The sequence below is a fragment of the Nocardioides sp. DN36 genome, assembly GCF_055380375.1.
On the sequence record NZ_AP043823.1, the window covers coordinates 2,935,364 to 2,957,161 of the forward strand.

Genomic DNA, 21,798 nt, shown 5'->3' on the forward strand with positions numbered 1-21,798 from the left:
AAGGCCCCGGACGGCGTCCGGGGCCTTCGTTCCTGCACCGACCGTTGCGGGGCCGGACGCGTGGGTCAGTCCTGGCTGAAGATCGCCAGCAGGCGCAGCAGGTTGGTGTAGATCCAGACCAGGCTCACGGTCATCGCGAACGCCGCGCGCCACGACTCCCGCTCGGGGATCCCGTTGGCGATGCCCTGCTCGACGAAGTCGAAGTCCATGACCAGCATGAAGACGCCGAGCACCAGGCCGGCGACGGCGGTCAACAGGCCGAGCGTGCCGAACCCGAACAGGCCGAGGCTGGCCCCGAAGAGGCCCAGAACCAGCTCCATCAGGCTGAGGCCGACCATGCCGAAGACGGCAGCCATCACCATCATGCGGAACTTGTTGCCGACCTTGATGTCGAAGACCTTGTACGCCGCGAGCGTGCCGGCGAACGCCGCGAAGGTACCGATGACGGCACCGGACACGACGCCGTCGCCGAAGCGCACGTCGAACATCTTGCTCAGGGCTCCGAGAGCGACGCCCTCGAAGGCGCAGAAGGCCAGGACCAGCGCCGGGCTGATCACCCGCTTGAACGAGTTGACCATCGACAGCGCGAAGGCACCCAGGCTGCCGAGCATCACGGCCGCCCCGAGCCCAGCGCTGATCGCACCGTTCTCGATCGACGGGGTCATGATCCAGGTGGCCAACGCCGTGATGATCACGACGGCGAGGGACAGGCCGGTCTTCTGCACGACCGAGTCGATCGTCATCGGCGCCGAGGTGGTGGTGGGTGCGCCCGGCGTACCGGTGCCCCACGTCGACGGGTCGGTGTAGCCCTGCTGCTGGCCGTAGCCCGGGTGGGCGGTGCCGTTCCCGGCGTAGGTCTGGTTGCCGTAGGCGTTCGCGCCGGGGCGGTTGAACTCCTCCGAGCGCCGGAACACCGGGTTGTTGCTCTGCATGGTCTCCTCCTTGGAGGCCGGGGCGACCGTCTCCCTGACGGCTCGTCTCACTGGACCCATCCTAGGAGGGTCCACCGGTTCCAACGTCCCAGTGGCCTCAGGGGTTCCCACAAGTGACCTAGGACCCTGCGCACCCGCGGGGGCCTTCGCCACACTCCGACCATGAGTGGTGTCGACTACGTGTTCGTCGCCGTCGTCGGCGCACGGTTCCTGCTCCCGCTGCTGATCCCGCGCTACCCGCTGCCCGCCGTCGTGGGGTGCCTGCTCCTCGACGGGGTCGACCAGACGATCTTCCAGATGTTCGGCTACGACCCGCCGGGCTACCAGGGCTACGACAAGGCGATGGACGTCTACTACCTCGCCATCGCCTACCTCGCCACGCTGCGCAACTGGGTGAACCTGCCGGCGTACGACGTCGGCCGTTTCCTCTACTTCTACCGGCTGGTGGGCGTGGTGGCGTTCGAGCTCAGCCAGGTGCGGGCGCTGCTGCTGATCTTCCCCAACACGTTCGAGTACTTCTTCATCGCCTACGAGGGATGGCGGACGCGCTGGCAGACCAAGAAGGTCTCGCTCCGGCACTGGGTGATCACCGCGGCCCTGATCTGGATCTTCATCAAGCTGCCGCAGGAGTACTGGCTGCACGTGGCCCAGCTCGACGTCACCGACACGCTGCGGGACTACGACTGGGCGTGGCCGCTGCTGATCTCGCTGATCCTGCTGCTGGCGGCGATCCTGTGGTTCGTCGTACGCCCGCGGCTGCCCGATCCGGACTGGAGCCTGCGCCTGGCGGCCGACCCCCTGCCGGAGGCCATCGACACCGCCGCCGAGCAGGCCGCGTGGCGGGCCGGGTCGGGGAAGGTCGTCTCGTGGGTCACCGTCGAGAAGGTGGTGCTGCTCGGCCTGATCTCGGTCATCTACGCCCAGACGCTGCCGGGCATCCACGCCAGCAACCTCGAGCTGTTCGTCGCGATCGGTGCCTTCGTGGTGCTGAACGCCGCGATCACGCTCGCGGCCGCGCGGCGGGCGCGCAGCATCGAGTCGACGGGGCTGGCGTTCCTCGCCCGGCTGCTGGTCAACGTCGGGATCGTCGCGGTGGCCCGCTGGCTGGCCGGGGCGGACAGCAGCCCGTGGAACACGATCTTCTTCCTGGCCCTGATCAGCCTGATCACCACGCTGCACGACCGCTGGCAGCCGGTGATGGCCTACCGCCGGTCGCAGGCCCCGAGCCCGGTGGCCGCGGCCTGACGGCGGTGCCCCCGGTGGGACTCGAACCCACACTCGGTCGCTTTTAAGGCGACTTCCTCTGCCGATTGGGATACGGGGGCCGACGCGACGTCATGCGTTCTGGGGGCTGGAGGCCTCGGAACGCATGACGTCCCGGTCATGTCCCGGGGATTCTCGCAGCGTCCGCTGCCCGGCCGAGCACGTCGTCCAGCATGTCCTCGGTCAGCTTCCCGGTGAAGGTGTTCTGCTGGCTCGGGTGATAGCTGCCCACCAGGATCACCTCGTGGTCGGGACCGGTCAGCACGGCCTCGGCTCCGTGGCCGAACCGCGGTCGCGGGCGCGGCACCTCCCAGCCCAGCCGGGAGTACGCCGCCAGCGCGGCCGCCCAGCCGAAGGACCCCAGCGCCACGACGGCTCGCACCGAGTCCGACACCAGGCGCAGCTCGGCGTCCAGCCACGGCGCGCAGGTGTCCCGCTCCTCGGTGGTCGGCTTGTTCAGCGGTGGTGCGCAGCGCACGGCCGCGACCATCCGGGTGCCGACCAGCCGCTGGCCGTCGCCGGCGTGCGTGCTGGTGGCCTGCGTCGCCAGGCCGACCCGGTGCAGCGCGGCGAAGAGCCAGTCGCCCGAGCGGTCGCCGGTGAAGATCCGGCCGGTCCGGTTGCCTCCGTTCGCGGCGGGCGCGAGGCCGACCACGAGGAGCCTCGGCTCGGGGTCGCCCCACCCGGCGATCGGGCGGCCCCAGTAGGGCTCGGCGGCGTACGACGCCCGCTTCTCGTGGGCGACCTGCTCCCGCCACGCGACCAGCCGCGGGCAGGCGGAGCAGACCGAGACCCGAGCCTCGAGCTCGCCGAGGCCGCCCGCGGCGGCGAGCCTGCGCACGCCCGCAGGCGTGCGGGCGACGGGGGTGCCGGCGGGGGCGGGGTCCTCGGGCCAGCCCGTGCCGGGCGGCACGGGCGAGGCGAAGAGCCGCCCCGTGACGGGGTGCGGCAGCCGGTCGGTCACGCGCCCATCGTGCCCGACCGGCCGCCCGTCCCGTTGACTCCCCGGGGAGTGCTCGGGGGCCTGCTCAGGAGGCCGGCGGCGCCGCGGTGTCCGCCGGCCACGACTGGCCGGAGGCGTGCGCGCCGCCGTCGCCGCGGCGTACCTTGTCCGCGGCCGCGGACGCAGCGGTCGAGGCGGTCTCCTTGGCCTTCTCCATGACGACGTCCTTGGCCGCCGCGGCCTGCTCGGCAACGACGTCCTGCGCCTGCTGCTTCGCGGACTGGACGCGCGGGTTGCCCATGACGCGTCGCGCGCCGTCGGCGATCTGCTCGTAGCGCTCGCGGCCGGCGCGGGTGCCGAGGACGTAGCCGGCGGCACCGGCGGCGATGAGGGTCAGCTTGCTCATGGGGATTCTCCTGTCGGTCGGGGTCAGCGGGTACGGCGCCACACGAGCACGCCGGTGAGGGCCACGACGGCCAGGGCCACGGCCACCACCTCGGGGCGGGGTCGTCCCGAGTCGGTCGTGGCGCGGTCCCGGAGCTCTCGCGCCCGGTGCTGGGCGCGGGTCTTCACGTCCAGCTTCGACTGCAGCTGGGTGACGGTCGCGGCCAGCTCCTCGCGCTGGCGGGCGATCTCGGCCTCGATCTCCTCGGGGCTGGTGCCGTTGGTGCTCACGTGTGGCCTCCCTTGACTGCGGCGACGTCCTCGCGGACGCTCGCGATGGTCCGCTCCGGTGCGGGCGGGGTTGCCTGCTGGACCTCCTTCTTGCCCACCAGCGCCGCGACGCCGGCGGCGGCCAGCAGCACGACCGTCACGATCAGCGCGGACAGCCAGGCGGGCACGGCCAGGGCGAGGGCGAGGATCGCGGTCGTGATCAGCGTCGCGAGCGCGAAGAGGCCCAGCAGCCCGGCGACGCTGAACAGCCCGACGCCGGCGCCCGCCTTCTTGCCCTTCTCGGTCAGCTCGGCCTGGGCCAGCCGCAGCTCGCTGCGGACCAGGTCGGGAATCTGTTCGGACAGCCGGTGCACCAGCGCGCCGATCGGCTCGTCCGGGGGTCGAGTCGTGGTTTCGTCCATGGGGGTTCCGTGCCCACTCGTCCACACCCCAATCCCGCTCCCCCCGGATAGTCCGGCACGTTCCTGCACCGGCCCGAGCGTGGGAACGTACGAAACGTGCCGGACTATCCGTCCACCAGGGACCAGGCGATGCCGTCGAGGATGTCGGCCTCCGAGGCGACCAGGGTGGCCACGGAGGTGCGGGCGAGGACGCGGGAGAGGATCAGCGCGCCGGCGTCGATGACGTCGGCCCTGCCGGGGTGCATGTAGCCCAGCGCCAGCCGGTCGGCGACGGTCATCCCCACCAGGCGGTCGGCGACCCGGTGCACGTCGGCGACCGGCACCACGGCCTGGTCGATCGCGTGGCGGTCGTACGCCGGGAGCTCGAGCGCGCCCGCGACGACCGTGAGAACGGTGCCGGCCACCCCCACGACGGTCGCGGCCCGGCCCACGTCGACCGGGCTCGCGTCGAGGTGGGCGTCGGCGTCGGCGACGCACGCGGCCACCTCGGCCGGTGTCGGCGGGTCGGAGTGCAGGTGGCGCTCGTGCAGCCGGACCGAGCCGATGTCCATGGAGTGCGCGGCGTCCGGCGTCCCGGAGGAGCCCAGGACCAGCTCGGTCGACCCGCCGCCGATGTCGACGACCAGGACCGGCTCGGTCGGCGGCGTACGCAGGTTGCGCACCGCGCCGTCGAAGGCCAGACCGGCCTCCTCGACTCCGGTGACGACCTCCGGCGAGACGCCGAGCCGGGCGCGGACCCCCGCGGCGAACACGTCACCGTTGGCCGCGTCGCGGGTCGCCGACGTGGCGCAGAAGCGGATCCGGGACACGTCGTGCGCGCCGATCATCTCGGCGTACTCGTCGAGGGCCGCGAACGCACGCGCCAGCGCCTCGTCGCCGAGCCGCCCGGTCCGGTCGACGCCCTCGCCGAGCCGCACCATCCGGGTCTCGCGCACGACGTCGACGAGGCCGCCGTCGACCACGTCGCCGACGAGCAGCTTGATCGTGTTGGTGCCGCAGTCGACCGCGGCGACGGTGGTCACTCCGCCGGGGTCGCGTCGGTCCCCACGCAGGGACCCGCCGACCACCACTCGCCGAGCGCGTCGAGCACCTCGTCGCCGAGCGGGTTCACACCACGTCCCTGGGCCAGCGCCTGGCCGGCGAGCACGTGCAGGCACTTGACGCGGTCGGGCATGCCGCCGGCGGAGATGCCCTCGATCTCGGGCACGTCCAGCCCGGCCTCGCGGCCGATCTCCGTGCGCGCCTCGAGGTAGCGCCGGTGCGCGTCGGCGTACGCCGCGGCCAGCTCGGGGTCCTCGCCGAGCCGGGCCTCCATCTCCTTCATCAGCCCGGAGCCCTCGAGGGTCCCGATCCGCGAGGCCGCACGCGGGCAGGTGAGGTAGTACGTCGTCGGGAACGGCGTGCCGTTGGGCAGCCGCGGCTCGGTCGTCACGACGTCCGGGTTGCCGCACGGGCAGCGGTGGCCGACCTCGTGGATCCCCCGTGGTTCCCGGCCCAGCTGGGCTGTGATCGCCGCGATGTCGCTCGCGGTGACGGGGTCGCTCACTTCTTGGTCTCCTCCGAGCCGTCGATCTCGTCCGCCGGGGGTGCCTCCGGCTTCGGCGGGTTGCCCGCCAGCTGCACCGACTTCCACTCGGTGGTCCACCAGGCGGTGGGTGCCTTCTTGTTGACCGTGGACGGGTCGGTGAGCGTGCTCTGGCTCTCCAGCGGCTTGCCGTCCTCGCCGAGCACGACGTACGACGTCTCGCCCGGCATCAGGTAGCCGAACCGCTCCCGGGCCTGCGCCTGGACGTACGCCGGGTCGTGCCAGCGACGCTTCTCGCGCTCGAGCTCGTCGATGTTGGTCTCGCGCTGCGCGATCTGGGCCTTGAGGTCCGAGATGTGCGCCCGCTGCTGGAGGTAGGCGCGCATCGAGGAGGCGTAGGAGATCGCGAGCACCGCCAGCACGAGCACCAGGATCGCGGCCCGGCCGGTGAACCGCGGCCGCCGCGGCCGGCCCCCGCCCGCGGCGCCCTGGGCGGTCGGCGGCAGCGGGGGTCGGCCACCTCGCCCGGACCCGGTCGTGCGACCGGGCCCGGTGCGCCCCCGCGGACGTGAGCCGCGCGGGGGCGTGCGTCGGTTGTCGGCCATGGGGAAGATCTTCCCCCGATCAGCCCTGGAAACGCGGGAACGCGGCCGCGCCGGCGTAGCGCGCCGCGTCGCCGAGCTCGTCCTCGATGCGCAGCAGCTGGTTGTACTTGGCCACCCGCTCCGAGCGCGCCGGCGCGCCGGTCTTGATCTGGCCGCAGTTGGTGGCGACGGCGAGGTCGGCGATCGTGGTGTCCTCGGTCTCGCCCGAACGGTGGCTCATCATGCAGCGGTAGCCGTTGCGGTGCGCGAGCTCGACGGAGTCGAGGGTCTCGGTCAGCGAGCCGATCTGGTTGACCTTCACCAGCAGCGCGTTGGCCTGGCCGCCCGTGATGCCGCGCGAGAGGCGCTCGACGTTGGTGACGAACAGGTCGTCGCCGACGAGCTGGGTCTTGCCCCCGAGCTGGTCGGTGATGGTCTTCCAGCCGTCCCAGTCGTCCTCGTCCAGCGGGTCCTCGATGGAGACGATCGGGTACGCCGCGACGAGCTCGCCGTAGTAGGCGGTCATCTCGGCGGCGGACTTCTGCACGCCCTCGAACGTGTAGGAGCCGTCGGTGCAGAACTCGCTGGCCGCGACGTCGAGGGCGAGCGCGATGTCCTTGCCGAGCTCGAGGCCGGCGGCGCCGACGGCCTCGGCGATCAGGTCGAGGGCGGCCCGGTTGGAGTCGAGGTTCGGGGCGAAGCCGCCCTCGTCGCCCAGCCCGGTGGCCAGTCCCTTCTTCTTCAGCACCGACTTGAGCGCGTGGTAGACCTCCGCGCCGGTGCGCAGCGCCTCGCGGAACGTGGGCGCGCCGATCGGCGCGATCATGAACTCCTGGATGTCGACGTTGGAGTCGGCGTGCGACCCACCGTTGAGGATGTTCATCATCGGCACCGGCAGCAGGTGGGCGTTCGGGCCACCGACGTACCGGTAGAGCGGGAGGCCGGCCGAGTCGGCGGCCGCGCGCGCGACGGCGAGCGAGACGCCGAGGATGGCGTTGGCGCCGAGGTCGGCCTTGTTGGGCGTCCCGTCGAGCTCGAGCATGGTCTGGTCGACGAGCCGCTGGTCGTCGGCGGCGAGGCCCTCGATGGCCGGGGCGATCTTCTGGATCACGCCGGTCACGGCCTTCTCGACACCCTTGCCGAGGTAGCGGTCGCCGCCGTCACGCAGCTCGACGGCCTCGAAGGCGCCGGTGGAGGCGCCACTGGGCACGGCCGCGCGGGCGAACGAACCGTCGTCGAGCAGGACCTCGACCTCGACGGTGGGGTTGCCGCGCGAGTCGAGGATCTCGCGGGCGCCGACAGCTTCGATGGATGCCACGGGTAGCTCCTGGGGGTGGTCGGAGGATTCGGCTGGGCCGCGGCTCAGCCTAGTCCCGCCGGCCCGCCGGCCCGCGAACCCCTCTCGACCGGCCGAGGACTGGGCAGTAACCACGGGCACCTCGTCCCGTGACCATTGCGCGCCGGCGCTGACGGGCGGATCGTGAGCCCATGTCCCTGCAGCCCGAGGACCCGGTGGCCCGCACCGCCACCATGTTCGACACCCTCGCTTCGGCCTACGACCAGTCCGGCGTGCCGTTCTTCGGTCCCATCGCGGCCGGCCTGGTCGACCTGCTCGAGCCACGCCCCGGCGAGCGGGCCCTCGACATCGGCGCCGGCCGCGGCGCAGCCACCCTGCGACTGGCCGAACGGGTCGGCTCCGGCGGTCACGTGGACGCGCTCGACGTCTCCCCCGCCATGGTCGGGCTGCTCGGCCGCGAGGTCGAGGACCGTGGCCTGCGGCAGGTGTGGGTCGCGCTCGGGGACGCGACCGACCCGCGGCCACCGCTGCCGGCGTACGACCTGGTCGCCGCCTCCCTCGTGCTGTTCTTCCTCCCCGACCCCGTGGCGGCCCTGCGCCGCTGGTCGGACCTGCTGGTGCCGGGCGGCCGGGTGGGCATCGCGACGTTCTGTCCCTGGCCGCCGACCTGGCGCTCGATCGAGGACCTCTTCGCGGAGTACGCCGCGCCGGCGCCCGGACCCGGGCCGACCACCATGCCCGAGGTGTACGCCGACGACGACGGCGTCGAGGGCCTGTTCCGCGCGGCCGGGCTGAGCGAGGTGCGCACCGAGGCCGTGACGTACGCCGTGCCGTTCACCGACACCGAGCAGTGGCGGGTGTGGTCGCTCGGCACCGCCATGCGCGGGCTCTGGATGCGCGTGCCCCCGGAGACGCATCCGGAGATCCTCGAGCGGGTGACGGGGATCCTCGAACGCGCCGGAGGGTCCCTGGACGTCGCGATCCGCTACACCCTCGCGCCGGCCCCGGACGCCTGAGCCGTCCCCGAGCAGCCCGTCGAGTCGGCGCAAGCTCGTCGACTTTGCGCCGACTCGACGCCTTTTCACGACGAGCTTGCGCCGACTCGACCTGTTTTCCAGACGAGCTTGCGCCGACTCGACCTCTCAGACGAGGCGGCGGACGGCGTCCCGGAGGGCCTGCTCGGGGTCGATGCCGGCGAGGTTGGCCTCGGCCACCAGCGCGAGCAGCCGGTCGCCGAGGTCGTCGGAGGGGGGTTGGGCGACGAGCTGCGCGGCCGGGGAGTCCGGGTCCGGGGACAGGCCCGGCCCCTGGCGGGAGAGCCGGTCGAGGACCTTGTCGGCCCAGAGCAGGGCGGGCAGGGAGGCGGGCAGCCCGTCGGTGACCGACTCGCGGGCCTTCTCCTGCGCCTTGATGGCCTGCCAGGCGTCGTTCACGGCGGCGGCGTCGCCGGCGGGGGCGCGGGGTGCGCCCTCGGGGGCGAAGACGTGTGGGTTGCGGCGGTACATCTTCTCGGTGATCCCGCGGGCCACGTCGTCGAGCGTGAAGCTGCCCGCCTCCTCGGCCACGACCGCGTGGAAGTAGACCTGCAGCAGCAGGTCGCCGAGCTCCTCGCACAGGTGGTCGCCGTCGCCGGTGGCCTCCCAGGTGTCGAGCGCCTCGAGGGTCTCGTGCAGCTCCTCGACCAGGTAGCGTGCCAGCGACCGGTGGGTCTGCTCGCGCTTCCACCCGCACTCGGCCCGCAGCCGCCGCATCACCTCACGGAACTCCAGCAGCGGCTCCTCCGATGTGGGCTCACCGGATGCGGGCTCCCCCGGTGTCGGCGCTGCCATGACGTCAGCCGCAGCGCTGGGAGTCGGGGAGACCGGCGGCGTACGCCGCGTCCGGGCTCTTGGCGTCGCCCTGCACCGCCGTGTCACCCAGCGCGTAGGACACGCTGGTGTCGGCCTGGACGGCCTTGCCGTCCTCGATCGCCACCCCGAACTGCGGGTCGACCTCGACACCGTGCTCGTCGAGCCACGACGTGAAGGCCTTCTCGCCGGCCTTGCCGGCGGCCGCCGACTTCCTGCCGCTCTGGGTCCCGAGCTCCTTCTCCCCCACGGCCTGCAGGACGGTGGCGATGTAGGTGGTCGAGGCCTCGATCTCGACCACGGCGTCCTGCTGGTCCTGCGGGAGGGCGGCGACGTCCGACTCGAGCTGGGCGACCTTCTGGTCGTACTGCGCGCCCGGCTGGACGTCGTACTGCTCCGCGAGCTGGCGGGCGGCGTCGACCAGCGCGAGCTGGCCGACGACGTAGCCGCGCAGGTAACGCAGCGGCACCACCTGGCCCTGGCCGGCGAGCTGCTTCTCGATCGCGCCGCAGTAGTCGCTGGCGACCGTGTCGACCTTCGAGACGCTGACCGTGTCGTCACCGACACGGGCGGCCACACCGGGATGGAAGTCGGTCCCCGCGACACCGCACCCGGACAGCGCACCGGTGAGCAGCAGGGACACGGCGGCCACGCCAGCCAGGGTCTTGGTCACGACGACTTCTCCTCCGTCAGGGCTTCTCGTTCGGCGGGTCGATGATGGCGTCGATCACACCGCGGGCCCATTCAAGCAGGGCGACGCCCGCGATCGGCTTCCCCCCGACCACGGCAGTCTGCGGGCGTGGCACCAGGATCGTGTCGACCTGGGTCTTCACGATCGACCTGGGGTACATCCGGTTGAGCCGCACGACGCGCGAGTCCGGCAGCGAGACAGGCGCGAACCGCACGTTCTTGCCCGCGATCGTGACCTCTCCGACCCCGGCCTGGCGGGCCCGGGCCCGGAAGCGCGCCACGAGCAGGAGCGAGGACACCTCCTGCGGCGGCTCGCCGTACCGGTCGAGCAGCTCCTCGTTGATCAGGTCGACGTCGTCGTCGGAGCGGACCTCCGCGAGCCGCTTGTACATCTCGAGGCGCAGCCGCTCGCTGGGGATGTAGTCGTGCGGCAGGTGCGCGTCGATCGGGAGCTCGATGCGGACCTCGTTGAGCTCGGGCTCCTTGTCACCGCGGAACTCATGCACGGCCTCGCCCACGAGCCGGACGTAGAGGTCGAACCCGACGTCGGCGATGTGGCCGGACTGCTCGCCGCCGAGCAGGTTGCCCGCGCCGCGGATCTCGAGGTCCTTCATCGCGATCGCCATGCCGCCACCGAGGTCGGAGTGCTGGGCCAGCGTCGCGAGCCGCTCGTGCGCGGTCTCGGTGAGCGGCTTCTCGGCCGGGTAGAGGAAGTAGGCATAGGCGCGTTCGCGGGAGCGCCCGACGCGGCCGCGCAGCTGGTGCAGCTGGGAGAGCCCGAGGGTGTCGGCCCGCTCGATGATCATGGTGTTCGCGTTGGAGACGTCGAGACCCGACTCGACGAGCGTGGTGCACACCAGCACGTCGAAGCGCTTCTCCCAGAAGTCCAGCATCACCTGCTCGAGCTGGCGCTCGTTCATCTGCCCGTGCGCGGTGGCGACCCGGGCCTCGGGCACCAGCTCCCTGATCCGGGCGGCGGCCTTCTCGATGGAGTTCACCCGGTTGTGGATGTAGAAGACCTGGCCCTCGCGGAGCAGCTCGCGCCGGATCGCCGCGATCACCTGCCGGTCCTCGTACGCCCCGACGTAGGTCAGGACCGGGTGCCGCTCCTCCGGCGGGGTGGTGATCGTCGACATCTCGCGGATGCCGGTGATCGCCATCTCCAGGGTGCGCGGGATCGGCGTCGCCGACATCGAGAGCACGTCGACCGACGTGCGCAGCCGCTTCATCTGCTCCTTGTGCTCGACACCGAAGCGCTGCTCCTCGTCGACGATGATCAGGCCGAGGTCCTTCATCCGGATGTCGGGGTTCAGCAGCCGGTGGGTGCCCACCACCACGTCGATGGTCCCGTCGGCGAGGCCGGCGATGACCTCCCGGGCCTCCTTGTCGGTCTGGAAGCGGGACAGCCCCTTGAGCACGACCGGGAAGCCGCTCATCCGCTCGGTGAAGGTCGAGAGGTGCTGGGTGACCAGCAGCGTGGTCGGCACGAGCACCGCGACCTGCTTGCCCTCCTGCACCGCCTTGAACGCCGCGCGCACCGCGATCTCGGTCTTGCCGTAGCCGACGTCGCCACAGATCAGCCGGTCCATCGGGACGGTCCGGCGCATGTCGGCCTTGACCTCGTCGACGGTGCTGAGCTGGTCGGGGGTCTCCTGGAACGGGAAGGCGTCCTCCAGCTCGCGCTGCCACGGACTGTCCGGACCGAACGCGTAGCCCTGGGTGGCCTGCCGGGCGGCGTACAGCTTGATCAGCTCCGCGGCGATCTCGCGGACCGCCTTGCGCGCCTTGCCCTTGCGCTTGGCCCAGTCGGCACCGCCGAGGCGGTCCAGCGACGGCTGCTCCCCGCCGACGTAGCGGGTGACCTGGTCCAGCGCGTCGGCCGGGACGTAGAGCCGGTCCGGCGGGCCGCCACGCTTGGAGGCGCCGTACTCCAGCACGAGGTACTCACGCACCGCCCCGCCGGCCTCGCGCTGCTTCATCTCCACGAAGCGCCCGACGCCGTGCTGCTCGTGCACGACGTAGTCGCCGGCCTTGAGCTCCAGCGGGTCGATCTGCCGCTTGCGCCGCGCCGGCATCTTGCGCATGTCGCGGGTCGAGGACTTCTGGCCCGAGATGTCCTCGCCGGTGAGCAGCACCAGACGGGCGGCGTCGTCGACGAACCCGTGCGACAGCGCGCCGCAGGTCACCGTGACGACGCGCGCGTCGAGGGTCAGGTCGTCGGGTTCGACCAGCCGAGCTGGCACGTCGCGCTCGCCGAGGACCTCGACCATGCGCTGGGCCGGGCCGTGCCCGAGGTGGACCACCGCCACGCGTCGGCCCTCGTCGAGCCAGCGCTTGATGTCGCCGAGCGCCCGGTCCACGTCGCCGCGGTAGGCGTCCACCGGTGTCGCGGGCAGCATCCGGCTCGGCACGGCTCCGGCGAGCACGTCCACGTCGACGCTGACGACCTCGCCCAGCTCGTCGCGCAGCGGCTTCCCGTCGGTCGGGGCGCCGCCGTCGTCGGCGATGCCGAAGGGGCTCATCGTCCACCACGGCTTGTGCTGGTCCAGGGCGTGCTCACGCACGTCCGCGATGGAGCGGTACGACGCGGCGCCGAGGTCGATGGGCGCGGTCCCGCCGCCGGCGGCCGCGGCCCAGCTCGCGCCGAGGAACTCCTCGCTGGTCGCGACCAGGTCGTGGGCGCGGCTGCGGGCCCGCTCGGGGTCGAGCACCAGCACGTGGGTGTCGGCGGGCATCAGGTCGACGAGCAGCTCCATGTCGTCGACCAGCACCGGCGCCAGGGACTCCATGCCCTCGACCGCGATCCCAGCGGCGATCTTGTCGGTGAGCTCGACCAGCTGCGGGTGCGCCTCGCCCAGCTCGGCGGCCCGGCGGCGTACGTCCTCGGTGAGCAGCAGCTCCCGGCACGGCGGCGCCCACAGCCGCTCGACCTTGTCCAGGGTCCGCTGGTCGGCGACCGAGAAGCTGCGGATCTCCTCGACGTCGTCGCCCCAGAACTCCACGCGCAGCGGGTGCTCCTCGGTCGGCGGGAACACGTCGACGATGCCACCACGGACCGCGAACTCGCCGCGCTTCTCGACCAGGTCGACGCGGGAGTACGCCGCGTCCGCGAGGCGGCGCACGACGTCGTCGAGCGGCGCCGTGGCACCGGGGGCGAGCTCGACCGGCTCGAGGTCACCGAGGCCCTTGACCTGCGGCTGCAGGATCGAGCGGACCGGAGCCACGACGACCTGCAGCGGACCGTTGGACGCGTCGGTGCCGGGGTGGCACAGCCGGCGCAGCACGGCGAGCCGGCGGCCGACCGTGTCGCTGCGGGGGCTGAGCCGCTCGTGCGGCAGGGTCTCCCAGCTGGGGTAGTAGCCGATCGTGGTGGGGTCGACCAGGTCCCCCAGCGACGTCACCAGGTCCTCGGCCTCGCGGGCGGTGGCCGTCACGGCCAGCACCGTGCGGCCGGCGCGGACCAGCCCGGCGACCACGAACGGGCGCAGCGCCTCGGGGCCGGTGAGGTCCAGCGCCCGCAGGGCCCCGCCCCTGGCGTCCTCGAGCGCCTCGGCCAGGACGGGTTCGGCTAGGACGGCGTCGGCGAGGCCGGTGAGGGGCACAGTTCACTCCTGGGACAGCACGACTGCCCCCGGTCGGGAGGGACAGGGGGTGAGGCGTCCCAGTCTACGTCGCGAGACTCACCAGCCGCCCGTACGACCGGGCCGGGCCGTGCCGGTGGCCAGGCACGAGGCGTGGCGTCGGCTCCCGCGCGGGGGGTCGCCAGAGGACGAACACCACGATCTCCCTCCCCTGATCAGCACGTCCCGTCGGCCTGGGCGACTGGTGAGCCGCTCGCGGAGGGTCCCGAGCCCCGCGATCCAGACTCTCCGGGCCACGGGTCAGGGTCAATGGCCCCCGAGCCGTTTCCCCAAGATGAGTTCGGCCCCCGCCTCGATCACTGCAGGATCCGGTAGAAGACGCGGGTGACCCGGCCGTTGAACTGGTCGGTCGAGGCCGGGAACAGTGATCCGTCCTGGCCCAGCTTGCCGCCGATCGACAGGGGCGTGTCCTCCGGACCGATGACCGGTCCGATCGGGCCGCTCCTGCGGACCAGCTCCCAGTCCGTCACCCCGTCCGGGCCCAGCGGCGCGATCGCCAGCCTGACGCTGTCCCCCCGTCGGGTGCAGCGCACGCGGTACCAGTGGCCCGGCTGCACGCGTGACTCCGCCTTGAGCTGCACCTGGCCACCCATCCCCCGGATCGCACAGGTGACCACGCCGTGGTCCACCTGGATCTTGTACTGGCTCGGGCTCTCGAAGAGCCCCCGCTGCACCAGGTTGTCGCCGTTGTCCGACGACGAGCCGTCCGAGACCCGGTCGAGGTTGAAGTCCGCGCCGAAGGTGAAGTCCGCCTGGTTGGGCCGGAGCGTGTCGTAGCCACCGGCGTTGGACACCTTGACGATGGCGAACTTGACGCCCGCGTCGGAGTACGCCGGGAACCGGACCGCCGGCCCGCGTGGGGACCGGCTGGCCTCCACGGTCCCGGGCCCGTAGGTCACCGCCTCGATCTTCAGCGGCGCTACCCCGGAGTTCACGAACTGGTCGATCCGGCCGCGATGGCCGCGGGCCTCGTGGAACCGCAGCATCAGGGCGCGGTGGCGCAGGTCGATGCGCGGGCCCGCGGTCGGGGCGTCGGCGGGCGGCTGCACCTTCTCGGGCGCGACCGTGCCGGCCACCTCGCTCTCGCACCCCGTGAGAAGGAGCGCCGCGACCAGCGCGGACGCTCCTCCTCCGATCCACCACCGGTGCGCCCGGGGGCGGCCTCGCCTTCGTCGCTGCTCATCCGTCATGGGCGACCTCTAGAGCCCGGGCCGCTCGATGCGGACCCAGTCCACCGCGCCGGCGTAGTAGTCGCAGGTGACCGTGGTGCCGTCGCAGTAGAGCTTGCCGCCCAGGAACATCTCCTTGTTGTTGTTGATCGGCCCGAGCGTGCCCCTGATGAACTTGCTGACGGCGTTCGGCTCGCCGTAGTTGACGGTGAGGCGGACCCCGGTCGCGGTCTTCTCGCAGCGGATCGTGTGCCACTGGCCGTCGGAGATCTTGGTCTCGGGCCGCGGGTCGTTGACGAAGCCGATCGCGCGGGTGTTGCGGTTCGCGTCCTCGAAGTGGCAGCGCGGCCAGCCCTTCTTCATGGCCAGCTTGAAGTAGCCGCCGGTCTGGTTGTCCTGGCCCTTCTGGATGATGTTCGGGTCCAGGGCGCCGGTCTTCATCCGGATGGTCACGGCGTACGGCTGGGTGCCGGGGTCGAGACGGTCGTCGTCGGCCCAGGTGACCAGGCGGTTGGGGTTCACCACCCACCAGTCGCCCTTGAAGCGGTAGCCCCAGCCGCCGTCCGCCGTCGCCTCGTGGAGGACGACGTCGGGCCCGATCGTGCCGTTGAGGCCGTTGCCGGACGAGTCGACCATCAGGGTGCTCCCCGCGGTCTCGTCCATCTGCCAGTCGCCGACCGTCGACGCCATCGCGTGGGCCGGCATGAACCATGTGAGGCCGGCAACCACCGTGCCGACGAACGCTCCCCGTAGCAGGCGCATCTGTTGCTCTTTCCGTTGGTGGACGCGGCGACGTGCCGCTGCGGCCCATCAAAGTCCCGCGCGGCCGCACGTGGGCCCACGGAAGGGATCGATCCCCGACATTGGTGATCTGCTGCCGGGTCGGTCTGGGCCCTCGCAACCCGCGGGCACGATGGTCGCCATGGTCGAGGACGGCAACGACATCGTCTCGCGCGTGTGCTTCATCGGAGCCACCGGTCGCAGCGGCAGCACGCTGGTCTCGCGAGTCCTCGGCAGCCTGCCGGGGTGCTTCTCGGTGGGCGAGCTCTGCTGGGTGTGGACGTACGGCGTGCTGCGCAACCGCCCCTGCGGCTGCGGCGAGCCGTTCCTGGAGTGCCCGTTCTGGACCGGCGTCGGCAAGCGGGCGTACGGCGGGTGGGACCAGGTCGACGCCGTGGCGGCCAACGACCTGCGGCGCCGGGTCACCCGCAACCGCCGGATCCCCGAGCTGCTGGTCAAGCCGCTGGGCAGCACCGCCGACGACGCGGACGAGTACGTCGGCCTGCTGGCCCCGCTGTACGCCGCCATAACCTCCGAGAGCGGCGGCGCGGTCATCGTCGACAACTCCAAGCAGCCCGAGGTGGCGCTGCTCGCCCGGCGTACCCCTGGCGTGGACCTGTCGGTGCTGCACCTGGTCCGGCGCAGCCACGGCGTCGCCTACTCGTGGACCAAGCACGTGACGCGCAGCGACAAGGCGGGCCGCGAGATGCTGCGCCGCGCGCCCAGCAGGACGGCCGCGGCCTGGCTGGTCGACAACGCGCTGTTCGAGACGATCGGCCGCACCGGCACCCCGCGCCTGCAGCTGCGCTACGAGGACTTCGTCGAGGCGCCGCGGGCCCGGACCCGCGAGGTCGCGGACTTCCTCGGTCTCGACATCCCCGAGGACCAGATGCCGTTCCGCAGCGACACGGAGGTCGTGCTGGCCGCGGACCACAGCGTGTGGGGCAACCCGATGCGCCTGCAGACCGGTGCCATCCCGGTGCGTCCCGACGAGGGCTGGCGCGCGGGGCTGCCGGCCGACCAGCGGCGCACCGTGTCGGCGATCAGCTGGCCGGGGCTGCTGCGCTACGGCTACCTGCGCTGAGCCGTAACCCGCTCGACCCCGTCGTCCGTCCCCGGTATGACTGGGGCCGAGGCCGCCGAGCACCGGCGGCCCGTTGAGGAGGTCCGACGTGCCCACGCGTGCAGAGCCCGTGCAGCCGCCCAAGGCGACACCCGGCGACAGGGTGGCGGTGGTGTCGCCCTCGTTCGCCGCGCCCGGGTTCGCGCCCGCGGTGCACGAGCAGGCCATGGAGCGGCTGGCCGAGATCACCGGTCTCGTGCCGGTCGAGTACCCCACCACGCGCAAGCTGGGCGCCTCGCCGCGAGAACGCGCCGACGACCTCAACGCCGCCTTCGCCGACCCGGGGATCCGGGCGGTGCTGGCGACGATCGGTGGCGAGGACCAGATCACCGTCGTACCCCACCTCGACGCCGACGCCGTGCGGGCGGACCCCAAGCCGTTCCTGGGCTACAGCGACAACACGAACCTGCTCAACTGGCTGTGGAACCAGGGCGTCGCCGGCTTCTACGGCGGCTCCACCCAGGTCCAGCTCGGCCCCGGGCCCGCCGTCGACGACGTGCACGCCCGGTCGCTGCGCGCCGCCCTGCTCACCGGGGAGCGCCTCGAGATCACCGAGCCCGGCGAGTCCGAGGACATCGGCAAGGACTGGCACGACCCGCTGGCGCTCACCGCGCACGGCGACCGGGAGCCGACCGAGCCATGGACCTGGGCGGGTCCCCAGCGGTCGGTGACGGGCCGCACCTGGGGAGGCTGCATCGAGGTCGTGCAGTGGTGCCTGACCGCCGGGCGCTTCCCGGCGGACCCGTCCGTCCTCGAGGGTGGGGTGCTGCTCCTGGAGACCTCCGAGGAGCTGATCCCCGCGCGCGAGTTCGGCTGGATCGCCCGCTCGCTGGGCGAGCGCGGGCTGCTCGGCGCCGTGGACGCCGTCGTCGTGGCGCGCCCGCCCACCTCCAGCTTCGAGGTGCAGCCGACGGCGCAGCAGCGCGCCGCCCGCCGCGCCGAGCAGCGCGACGTCGCGATCGAGACGGTGCACCGCTACAACCCCGACGCGGTCGTGGTGACCGGCGTCCCCTTCGGTCACACCCGCCCGCAGTGGATCCTCCCGTACGGCGGCACGCTCACCGTCGACGGCGGCGAGCAGCGGCTCTGGGCGGACTACTCGTGACGCTCACCTGGTTCGTCGCCGGTCTGCTGCCACTCCTGCTCGGGTGCGCGAGCAGCTCCGGGGGCGGAGACTGCACGAGCCACTACGAGCCCGTCGCCGACGCCGCGACCAGGTCCGCCCTGAAGCGGGAGCTGCTCCACGACGTCGACCCCCGGGTGCGGTCGCTGAAGGTCATCGACGAGCACCCGGACGAGGGCAAGGTGTACGTCAACCTGATCAATCGTCGGGGCCGTCTCGTGATGTCGCTCGACATGTGGCAGCGGGATGATGGGACCTGGACCGCCCAGCAGTGGTCGCAGTGCATCGACTGAGCTACAGGGCCCAGTAGCGAGCGCAAGCACGGCCGTGCGGTTCCGGTGGTCGAGCAGCCCCGGTGGTCGAGCAGCGAGCCCCAGAGAGCGTCGTCGAGACCCCCGCAGCTGAGGCAGGTCGGCGGGCCGGGGTGGTGCCTTGGGGCAGCACGGCAGGCCCGATGACCCGGTGGGTGCCGGGTGATCGGGCCTGCTGGTGCTCGGCCGTTCAGTTGGTGTCGAGCCGGATGGTGCCGTGCGGGGTGACCAGGTAGCTGCGGCCGAGGGGGCCGTACCACTGATAGGTGCCGTCGGGTCGTCGCCGGTATCGCCATCGCCGCGAGGTCTTGGCTCGGTGATGTCGCCTGCAGAGGGGGGCGAGCTTGTCGGGCGCGGTCTGGCCCGGTGGTCCGCCGTGGTCGATGGGGACGAAGGGCTCGATGTGGTCGAGGTCCGCATGCCGGGCGTCCACGGCGCACCAGGGGAAGACGCAGTGCCCGTCGCGCAGGATGACCAGCTCGGCCATCCACGCGGGCGGGTCGTGCTCGTCCACGGCCCGGGTGGTGGCGAGGTCGATGACGGGTTGAATGGTGACCCGGGAGCGGCCGACCCAGTCCTTGATCAGGTCGATGGTGGCCGGCCCGAGCCGCTCGACCGTGCCGCTATCAGAGGCGCCAGCACCGCCGGCCGTTGTGGTGCAGCCGGTGGCGAGGTCGGCCAGGGAGAGGTGGAGGTAGAGCCGGGTCTTGGGCGGCCGCGGCTTCATCGACCTCACCGGCGTCGCGGGCCGGTCGCAGTCCTGTCCGGTGTCTTGTCCGGTGAGGGTGAGGAGGTCGAGGGTGGCCTGTTGGGCGGCGATCACACCGAGTGCTTTGGCCTTGCGGACCTCGAGCTCGTCCTCATCACCGAGGGCTTTGAGCTGGGCGGCCTGGTCGCAGACCAGGTCGTGGAAGGCGGTCAGGTCGAGGGTGTCGCCGGCGACGTCGAGGTAGCTGGTGCCGTCGAACCGGCCGGGGTGGTCGTGGCGCAGGGTGACGTGCCAGCCCTGCCGGCCCTTCTTCTCCTTGGCCGCGATGAGGTCGGGGTCGAACTTCGCGATCGCGTGCGCCACGGTCGTCTCGACCGCCTTCCACCCACACGACGCGAGGCGGGGTGCGAGCTGCTCGTCGACGTAGGCGGCCGCGGCCTTGGAGAGCTGGTGGGTGGCCTTCGCGACCTGACGCGCCCGATACGGCTCCACCGTCAAGGCCTGGACCAGCCGCCAGATCCGGGGCAGCCGGTACCTCAGGTCGAGGGCGTCCGCGATCAGCGCCATCCCCGCCTGGGTGGAGACCTCCAGGGTGGCGGCGAACGGCTCCGGCGCGAACGCCGCTACCGCCGGTGTCCCGTCGCCGCCCAGGGACTCGTCGGTGAGCAGGACGCTGGGTCCACCCCAGGTCGCGACCCCGGTGTCGGCGGAGGCGGGGTGCAGCACCGCCCAGTGCAGGGCCAGTCGGAGCTTGCCCCGCTCGGCCGCACGGGCCTCGGTGCGCTTGTGCTCGAGCAGCGCCAGCAGACCGTCCGCATCGAGGTCATCGACCTCGACCGGATCCCAGTTGGCGTCTGTTTCGAACATGTATCCATTGTCTCAGAGGGCACCGACATCTGTCCCTGCCTGTGGGCGCTTCGTGGCCCATCCGGCTGAAATCGAAGGTAAAACTTTCGGAGGCGGCTCGCCCGCGCTCGCCGCTCGACCAGGGAGCGGTCCGCAAGCCGGCCGACAACGCCGACCCCGGCGCACCTGTCCTCGTAGCTGCCGAGACCGCGGCCACAGGTGGCCCTGAGCCCGGCGCAAACAGCGGGCCCTACCTGCGTTACGGGGTCTCCGCGACGCTCGCTTGCGCTCGCCTGCTCGACCAGCGGAGCGGCATGCTTGCTGCTCGACCGCCGGAGCCGAGCGGACCGTCAGCAGGCGCCTACGACGCCGACGACCGGCGCCGCCGCTTCAGCACCGACCCCAGCGCCGCGAGCTCCAGCGCGTCTGCGCTGCGCCGGGCGAGGACCAGGTAGGTGAGGGTGCCGAGCACGCCAGCGACCAGGAACGCCACGAGGTCGACTCCGAGGAGCATGCGCACCGCACCGACCACGACGCCGAAGCTGACCAGGCAGACCACCAGCGCGGCCTTGGTCCCCTCGCCCAGCGGGTGCATGGAGAGGTGCCGGTTGACCTGCCACAGCGGCAGCAGGTTGTTGACGAGGATGGCGGCCGCCCAGCCGAGCGCGGCGCCGGTGATGCCGAGGTGCGGGACCAGCAGCAGGTCGAGCCCCACGTTCGTGGCCAGCGCGAGGCCGGTGTTCATCAGGCTCAGCCCGCTGCGCCCACCCATGAGCAGCATCGAGTCCACCGGCCCGCAGGCCGTGGCCACCAGCATCGCCGCGCAGAGGATGCCCGCCGCGACGGCGCCCCGCTCGTAGCCGGGGCCGAAGATGCTCAGGAGCAGCGGCGAGAACTGCATGGCCATCAGGTAGATCGGCCACGACACGAGGGTGAGCCAGGCGGTGGTCGTGCGGTAGACGGTCTCGGCGCGGGCGTTCTCGCCGAGTGCCAGGAACTCGCTGATCTTGGGCGTCATCACCTGCTGGATCGCCTGCACGAACATCAGCCCGAGGACGAGGAACCGGGTCGCGGCGGCGTACACCGCGGCGTCGGCGGGCCCGCGCAGGGCGCCGACCACCAGCACGTCGACGCGCTGCAGCGCGACCGTGAACACGCGCGAGGCCGCCCGCGGCGCGGAGAAGCCCCAGAACTCCCTCGCCAGGACGCCCCACGGACTCGCGGCGCTCGCGCGGTCGGCCCGGCGGGCGTCGATCCGGCGCAGCCGGCGCAGCACCCATGCGGCGACCACGACGAGCATGGCGAGGTACGGCGCCGCCCAGGCCATCACGACCATCGCCACCGACCCCGACACCACGGCCGCGGTCCCGGCCGCGCCGGTCTCGAGGGCGTTCCGGCCGATCTTCTCGACGAACACCAGCGGCCGGATGGAGTCCAGGCCCCGGCTCGCCGACATCGTGATCGCGTAGACGACGGCGACCGGCACCCAGGGCAGCATGACGAGGAGTACGTCGTGGAACGCCGCGGCGTGCGCGCCGTCCCCCGTGATCAAACGGCTCAGCGGGTCGGCGAGGAGCAGCAGCGCCACGCTGAGCAGCACGCTGAAGACGGCCGCCGGGACGACGGCCAGCACCAGGTACCGGCGCAGGTCCGGCCTGCGGTCGAGGACCAGCGCGCGCGGCAGCGAGCGCAGCACACCGGTGTCGGCGCCGATCGTGCCGACGTTGAGCAGGATCGTGAACAGCGCGGTGGCCTGGAAGAAGAGTCCGGCGTCGTCCTTGGCCAGGCTGCGCGTGATGATCACGGGCAGCACCAGGTTGAGCGCAGCCGCGACGACGCTGCCGGCCAGGTTCAGGCTGCTCCCACGCGCCAGCCGGCGCAGGTCCGCCGTACGCCCGTCCGGGCCCGTCTGCGCGGGCTCCACGCTCGTCACCCGGAT

General features: G+C 72.2%; 21 protein-coding genes and 1 tRNA gene. 5 read left to right on the top strand and 17 right to left on the bottom strand.

Annotated elements, in window-relative coordinates:
* Positions 1 to 65 precede the first annotated feature (65 nt).
* Complete coding sequence (locus ACZ43H_RS14960) at positions 66 to 932, bottom strand: Bax inhibitor-1/YccA family protein (RefSeq protein WP_464590838.1); 867 nt, start codon at positions 930 to 932, stop codon at positions 66 to 68.
* A 162-nt stretch (positions 933 to 1,094) separates the two neighbouring features.
* Here ACZ43H_RS14960 and ACZ43H_RS14965 point away from each other — a divergent pair, with 162 nt between their 5' ends.
* On the top strand, positions 1,095 to 2,177 hold the full coding sequence (locus ACZ43H_RS14965) for a hypothetical protein (protein WP_464584082.1): 1,083 nt from the start codon (positions 1,095 to 1,097) through the stop codon (positions 2,175 to 2,177).
* A 6-nt stretch (positions 2,178 to 2,183) separates the two neighbouring features.
* On the opposite strand, the gene ACZ43H_RS14970 is transcribed toward ACZ43H_RS14965, so the two are convergent.
* The 9 genes from ACZ43H_RS14970 to eno form a co-directional block, all read right to left on the bottom strand.
* A tRNA-Leu gene (locus tag ACZ43H_RS14970) sits at positions 2,184 to 2,257 on the bottom strand.
* Between the two features lie 56 nt (positions 2,258 to 2,313).
* Positions 2,314 to 3,159: a uracil-DNA glycosylase gene (locus tag ACZ43H_RS14975; protein ID WP_464584084.1), complete on the bottom strand. Its 846-nt coding sequence runs from the start codon at positions 3,157 to 3,159 to the stop codon at positions 2,314 to 2,316.
* A gap of 64 nt (positions 3,160 to 3,223) precedes the next feature.
* On the bottom strand, positions 3,224 to 3,544 hold the full coding sequence (locus ACZ43H_RS14980) for a hypothetical protein (protein WP_464584086.1): 321 nt from the start codon (positions 3,542 to 3,544) through the stop codon (positions 3,224 to 3,226).
* Positions 3,545 to 3,567: 23 nt separating this feature from the next.
* Positions 3,568 to 3,813, bottom strand: coding sequence for a DUF3618 domain-containing protein (locus tag ACZ43H_RS14985; protein ID WP_464584088.1), 246 nt, complete (start codon positions 3,811 to 3,813; stop codon positions 3,568 to 3,570).
* Entirely contained in the window at positions 3,810 to 4,214 is a 405-nt protein-coding gene (locus ACZ43H_RS14990; protein ID WP_464584090.1) for a phage holin family protein, read from the bottom strand. Before ACZ43H_RS14990 ends, ACZ43H_RS14985 begins: the two co-directional genes overlap by 4 nt.
* Positions 4,215 to 4,318: 104 nt before the next feature.
* Positions 4,319 to 5,236: a Ppx/GppA phosphatase family protein gene (locus ACZ43H_RS14995; RefSeq protein ID WP_464584092.1), complete on the bottom strand. Its 918-nt coding sequence runs from the start codon at positions 5,234 to 5,236 to the stop codon at positions 4,319 to 4,321.
* Entirely contained in the window at positions 5,233 to 5,760 is a 528-nt protein-coding gene (locus ACZ43H_RS15000) for a DUF501 domain-containing protein (RefSeq protein ID WP_464584094.1), read from the bottom strand. The genes ACZ43H_RS14995 and ACZ43H_RS15000 overlap by 4 nt, the downstream gene beginning before the upstream one ends.
* Positions 5,757 to 6,344, bottom strand: a complete 588-nt coding sequence (locus ACZ43H_RS15005) for an FtsB family cell division protein (RefSeq protein ID WP_464584096.1) — start codon at positions 6,342 to 6,344, stop codon at positions 5,757 to 5,759. The genes ACZ43H_RS15000 and ACZ43H_RS15005 overlap by 4 nt, the downstream gene beginning before the upstream one ends.
* 19 nt (positions 6,345 to 6,363) lie before the next feature.
* A complete protein-coding gene (eno, locus tag ACZ43H_RS15010; protein WP_464584098.1) occupies positions 6,364 to 7,641 on the bottom strand; it encodes a phosphopyruvate hydratase in 1,278 nt (425 codons plus the stop codon).
* A 170-nt stretch (positions 7,642 to 7,811) separates the two neighbouring features.
* Between eno and ACZ43H_RS15015 the strand changes: the two genes are divergently transcribed.
* The gene (locus tag ACZ43H_RS15015) at positions 7,812 to 8,636 is read left to right on the top strand and encodes a class I SAM-dependent methyltransferase (RefSeq protein WP_464584100.1); all 825 of its coding nucleotides are present in this window, start codon (positions 7,812 to 7,814) and stop codon (positions 8,634 to 8,636) included.
* 126 nt (positions 8,637 to 8,762) lie between these two features.
* On the opposite strand, the gene ACZ43H_RS15020 is transcribed toward ACZ43H_RS15015, so the two are convergent.
* The 5 genes from ACZ43H_RS15020 to ACZ43H_RS15040 all read right to left on the bottom strand — a co-directional run bounded on the left by ACZ43H_RS15020 (position 8,763) and on the right by ACZ43H_RS15040 (position 15,729).
* Positions 8,763 to 9,449, bottom strand: a complete 687-nt coding sequence (locus ACZ43H_RS15020; RefSeq protein ID WP_464584102.1) for a MazG nucleotide pyrophosphohydrolase domain-containing protein — start codon at positions 9,447 to 9,449, stop codon at positions 8,763 to 8,765.
* A 4-nt stretch (positions 9,450 to 9,453) separates the two neighbouring features.
* Positions 9,454 to 10,140 (bottom strand): hypothetical protein, encoded by a 687-nt coding sequence (locus ACZ43H_RS15025; protein WP_464584104.1) that lies wholly within the window; start codon positions 10,138 to 10,140, stop codon positions 9,454 to 9,456.
* Between the two features lie 16 nt (positions 10,141 to 10,156).
* Entirely contained in the window at positions 10,157 to 13,759 is a 3,603-nt protein-coding gene (mfd, locus tag ACZ43H_RS15030; RefSeq protein ID WP_464584106.1) for a transcription-repair coupling factor, read from the bottom strand.
* A 335-nt stretch (positions 13,760 to 14,094) separates the two neighbouring features.
* A complete protein-coding gene (locus ACZ43H_RS15035) occupies positions 14,095 to 14,988 on the bottom strand; it encodes a LamG domain-containing protein (protein ID WP_464584108.1) in 894 nt (297 codons plus the stop codon).
* A 9-nt stretch (positions 14,989 to 14,997) separates the two neighbouring features.
* The gene (locus tag ACZ43H_RS15040) at positions 14,998 to 15,729 is read right to left on the bottom strand and encodes a LamG domain-containing protein (protein ID WP_464584110.1); all 732 of its coding nucleotides are present in this window, start codon (positions 15,727 to 15,729) and stop codon (positions 14,998 to 15,000) included.
* A gap of 160 nt (positions 15,730 to 15,889) precedes the next feature.
* Here ACZ43H_RS15040 and ACZ43H_RS15045 point away from each other — a divergent pair, with 160 nt between their 5' ends.
* The 3 genes from ACZ43H_RS15045 (at position 15,890) to ACZ43H_RS15055 (ending at position 18,286) form a co-directional block, all read left to right on the top strand.
* Positions 15,890 to 16,831, top strand: a complete 942-nt coding sequence (locus ACZ43H_RS15045; protein ID WP_464584112.1) for a hypothetical protein — start codon at positions 15,890 to 15,892, stop codon at positions 16,829 to 16,831.
* An 88-nt stretch (positions 16,832 to 16,919) separates the two neighbouring features.
* The gene (locus tag ACZ43H_RS15050) at positions 16,920 to 17,975 is read left to right on the top strand and encodes a S66 family peptidase (protein ID WP_464584114.1); all 1,056 of its coding nucleotides are present in this window, start codon (positions 16,920 to 16,922) and stop codon (positions 17,973 to 17,975) included.
* Positions 17,972 to 18,286, top strand: a complete 315-nt coding sequence (locus ACZ43H_RS15055; protein WP_464584116.1) for a hypothetical protein — start codon at positions 17,972 to 17,974, stop codon at positions 18,284 to 18,286. The genes ACZ43H_RS15050 and ACZ43H_RS15055 overlap by 4 nt, the downstream gene beginning before the upstream one ends.
* Positions 18,287 to 18,494: 208 nt before the next feature.
* On the opposite strand, the gene ACZ43H_RS15060 is transcribed toward ACZ43H_RS15055, so the two are convergent.
* Both ACZ43H_RS15060 and ACZ43H_RS15065 read right to left on the bottom strand, forming a co-directional pair.
* On the bottom strand, positions 18,495 to 19,880 hold the full coding sequence (locus ACZ43H_RS15060; protein ID WP_464584118.1) for an HNH endonuclease signature motif containing protein: 1,386 nt from the start codon (positions 19,878 to 19,880) through the stop codon (positions 18,495 to 18,497).
* Between the two features lie 340 nt (positions 19,881 to 20,220).
* Positions 20,221 to 21,792 carry a lipopolysaccharide biosynthesis protein gene (locus ACZ43H_RS15065; protein ID WP_464584120.1) on the bottom strand — a complete coding sequence of 524 codons (1,572 nt, stop codon included), beginning with the start codon at positions 21,790 to 21,792 and terminating at the stop codon, positions 20,221 to 20,223.
* Between the last annotated feature and the right edge of the window lie 6 nt (positions 21,793 to 21,798).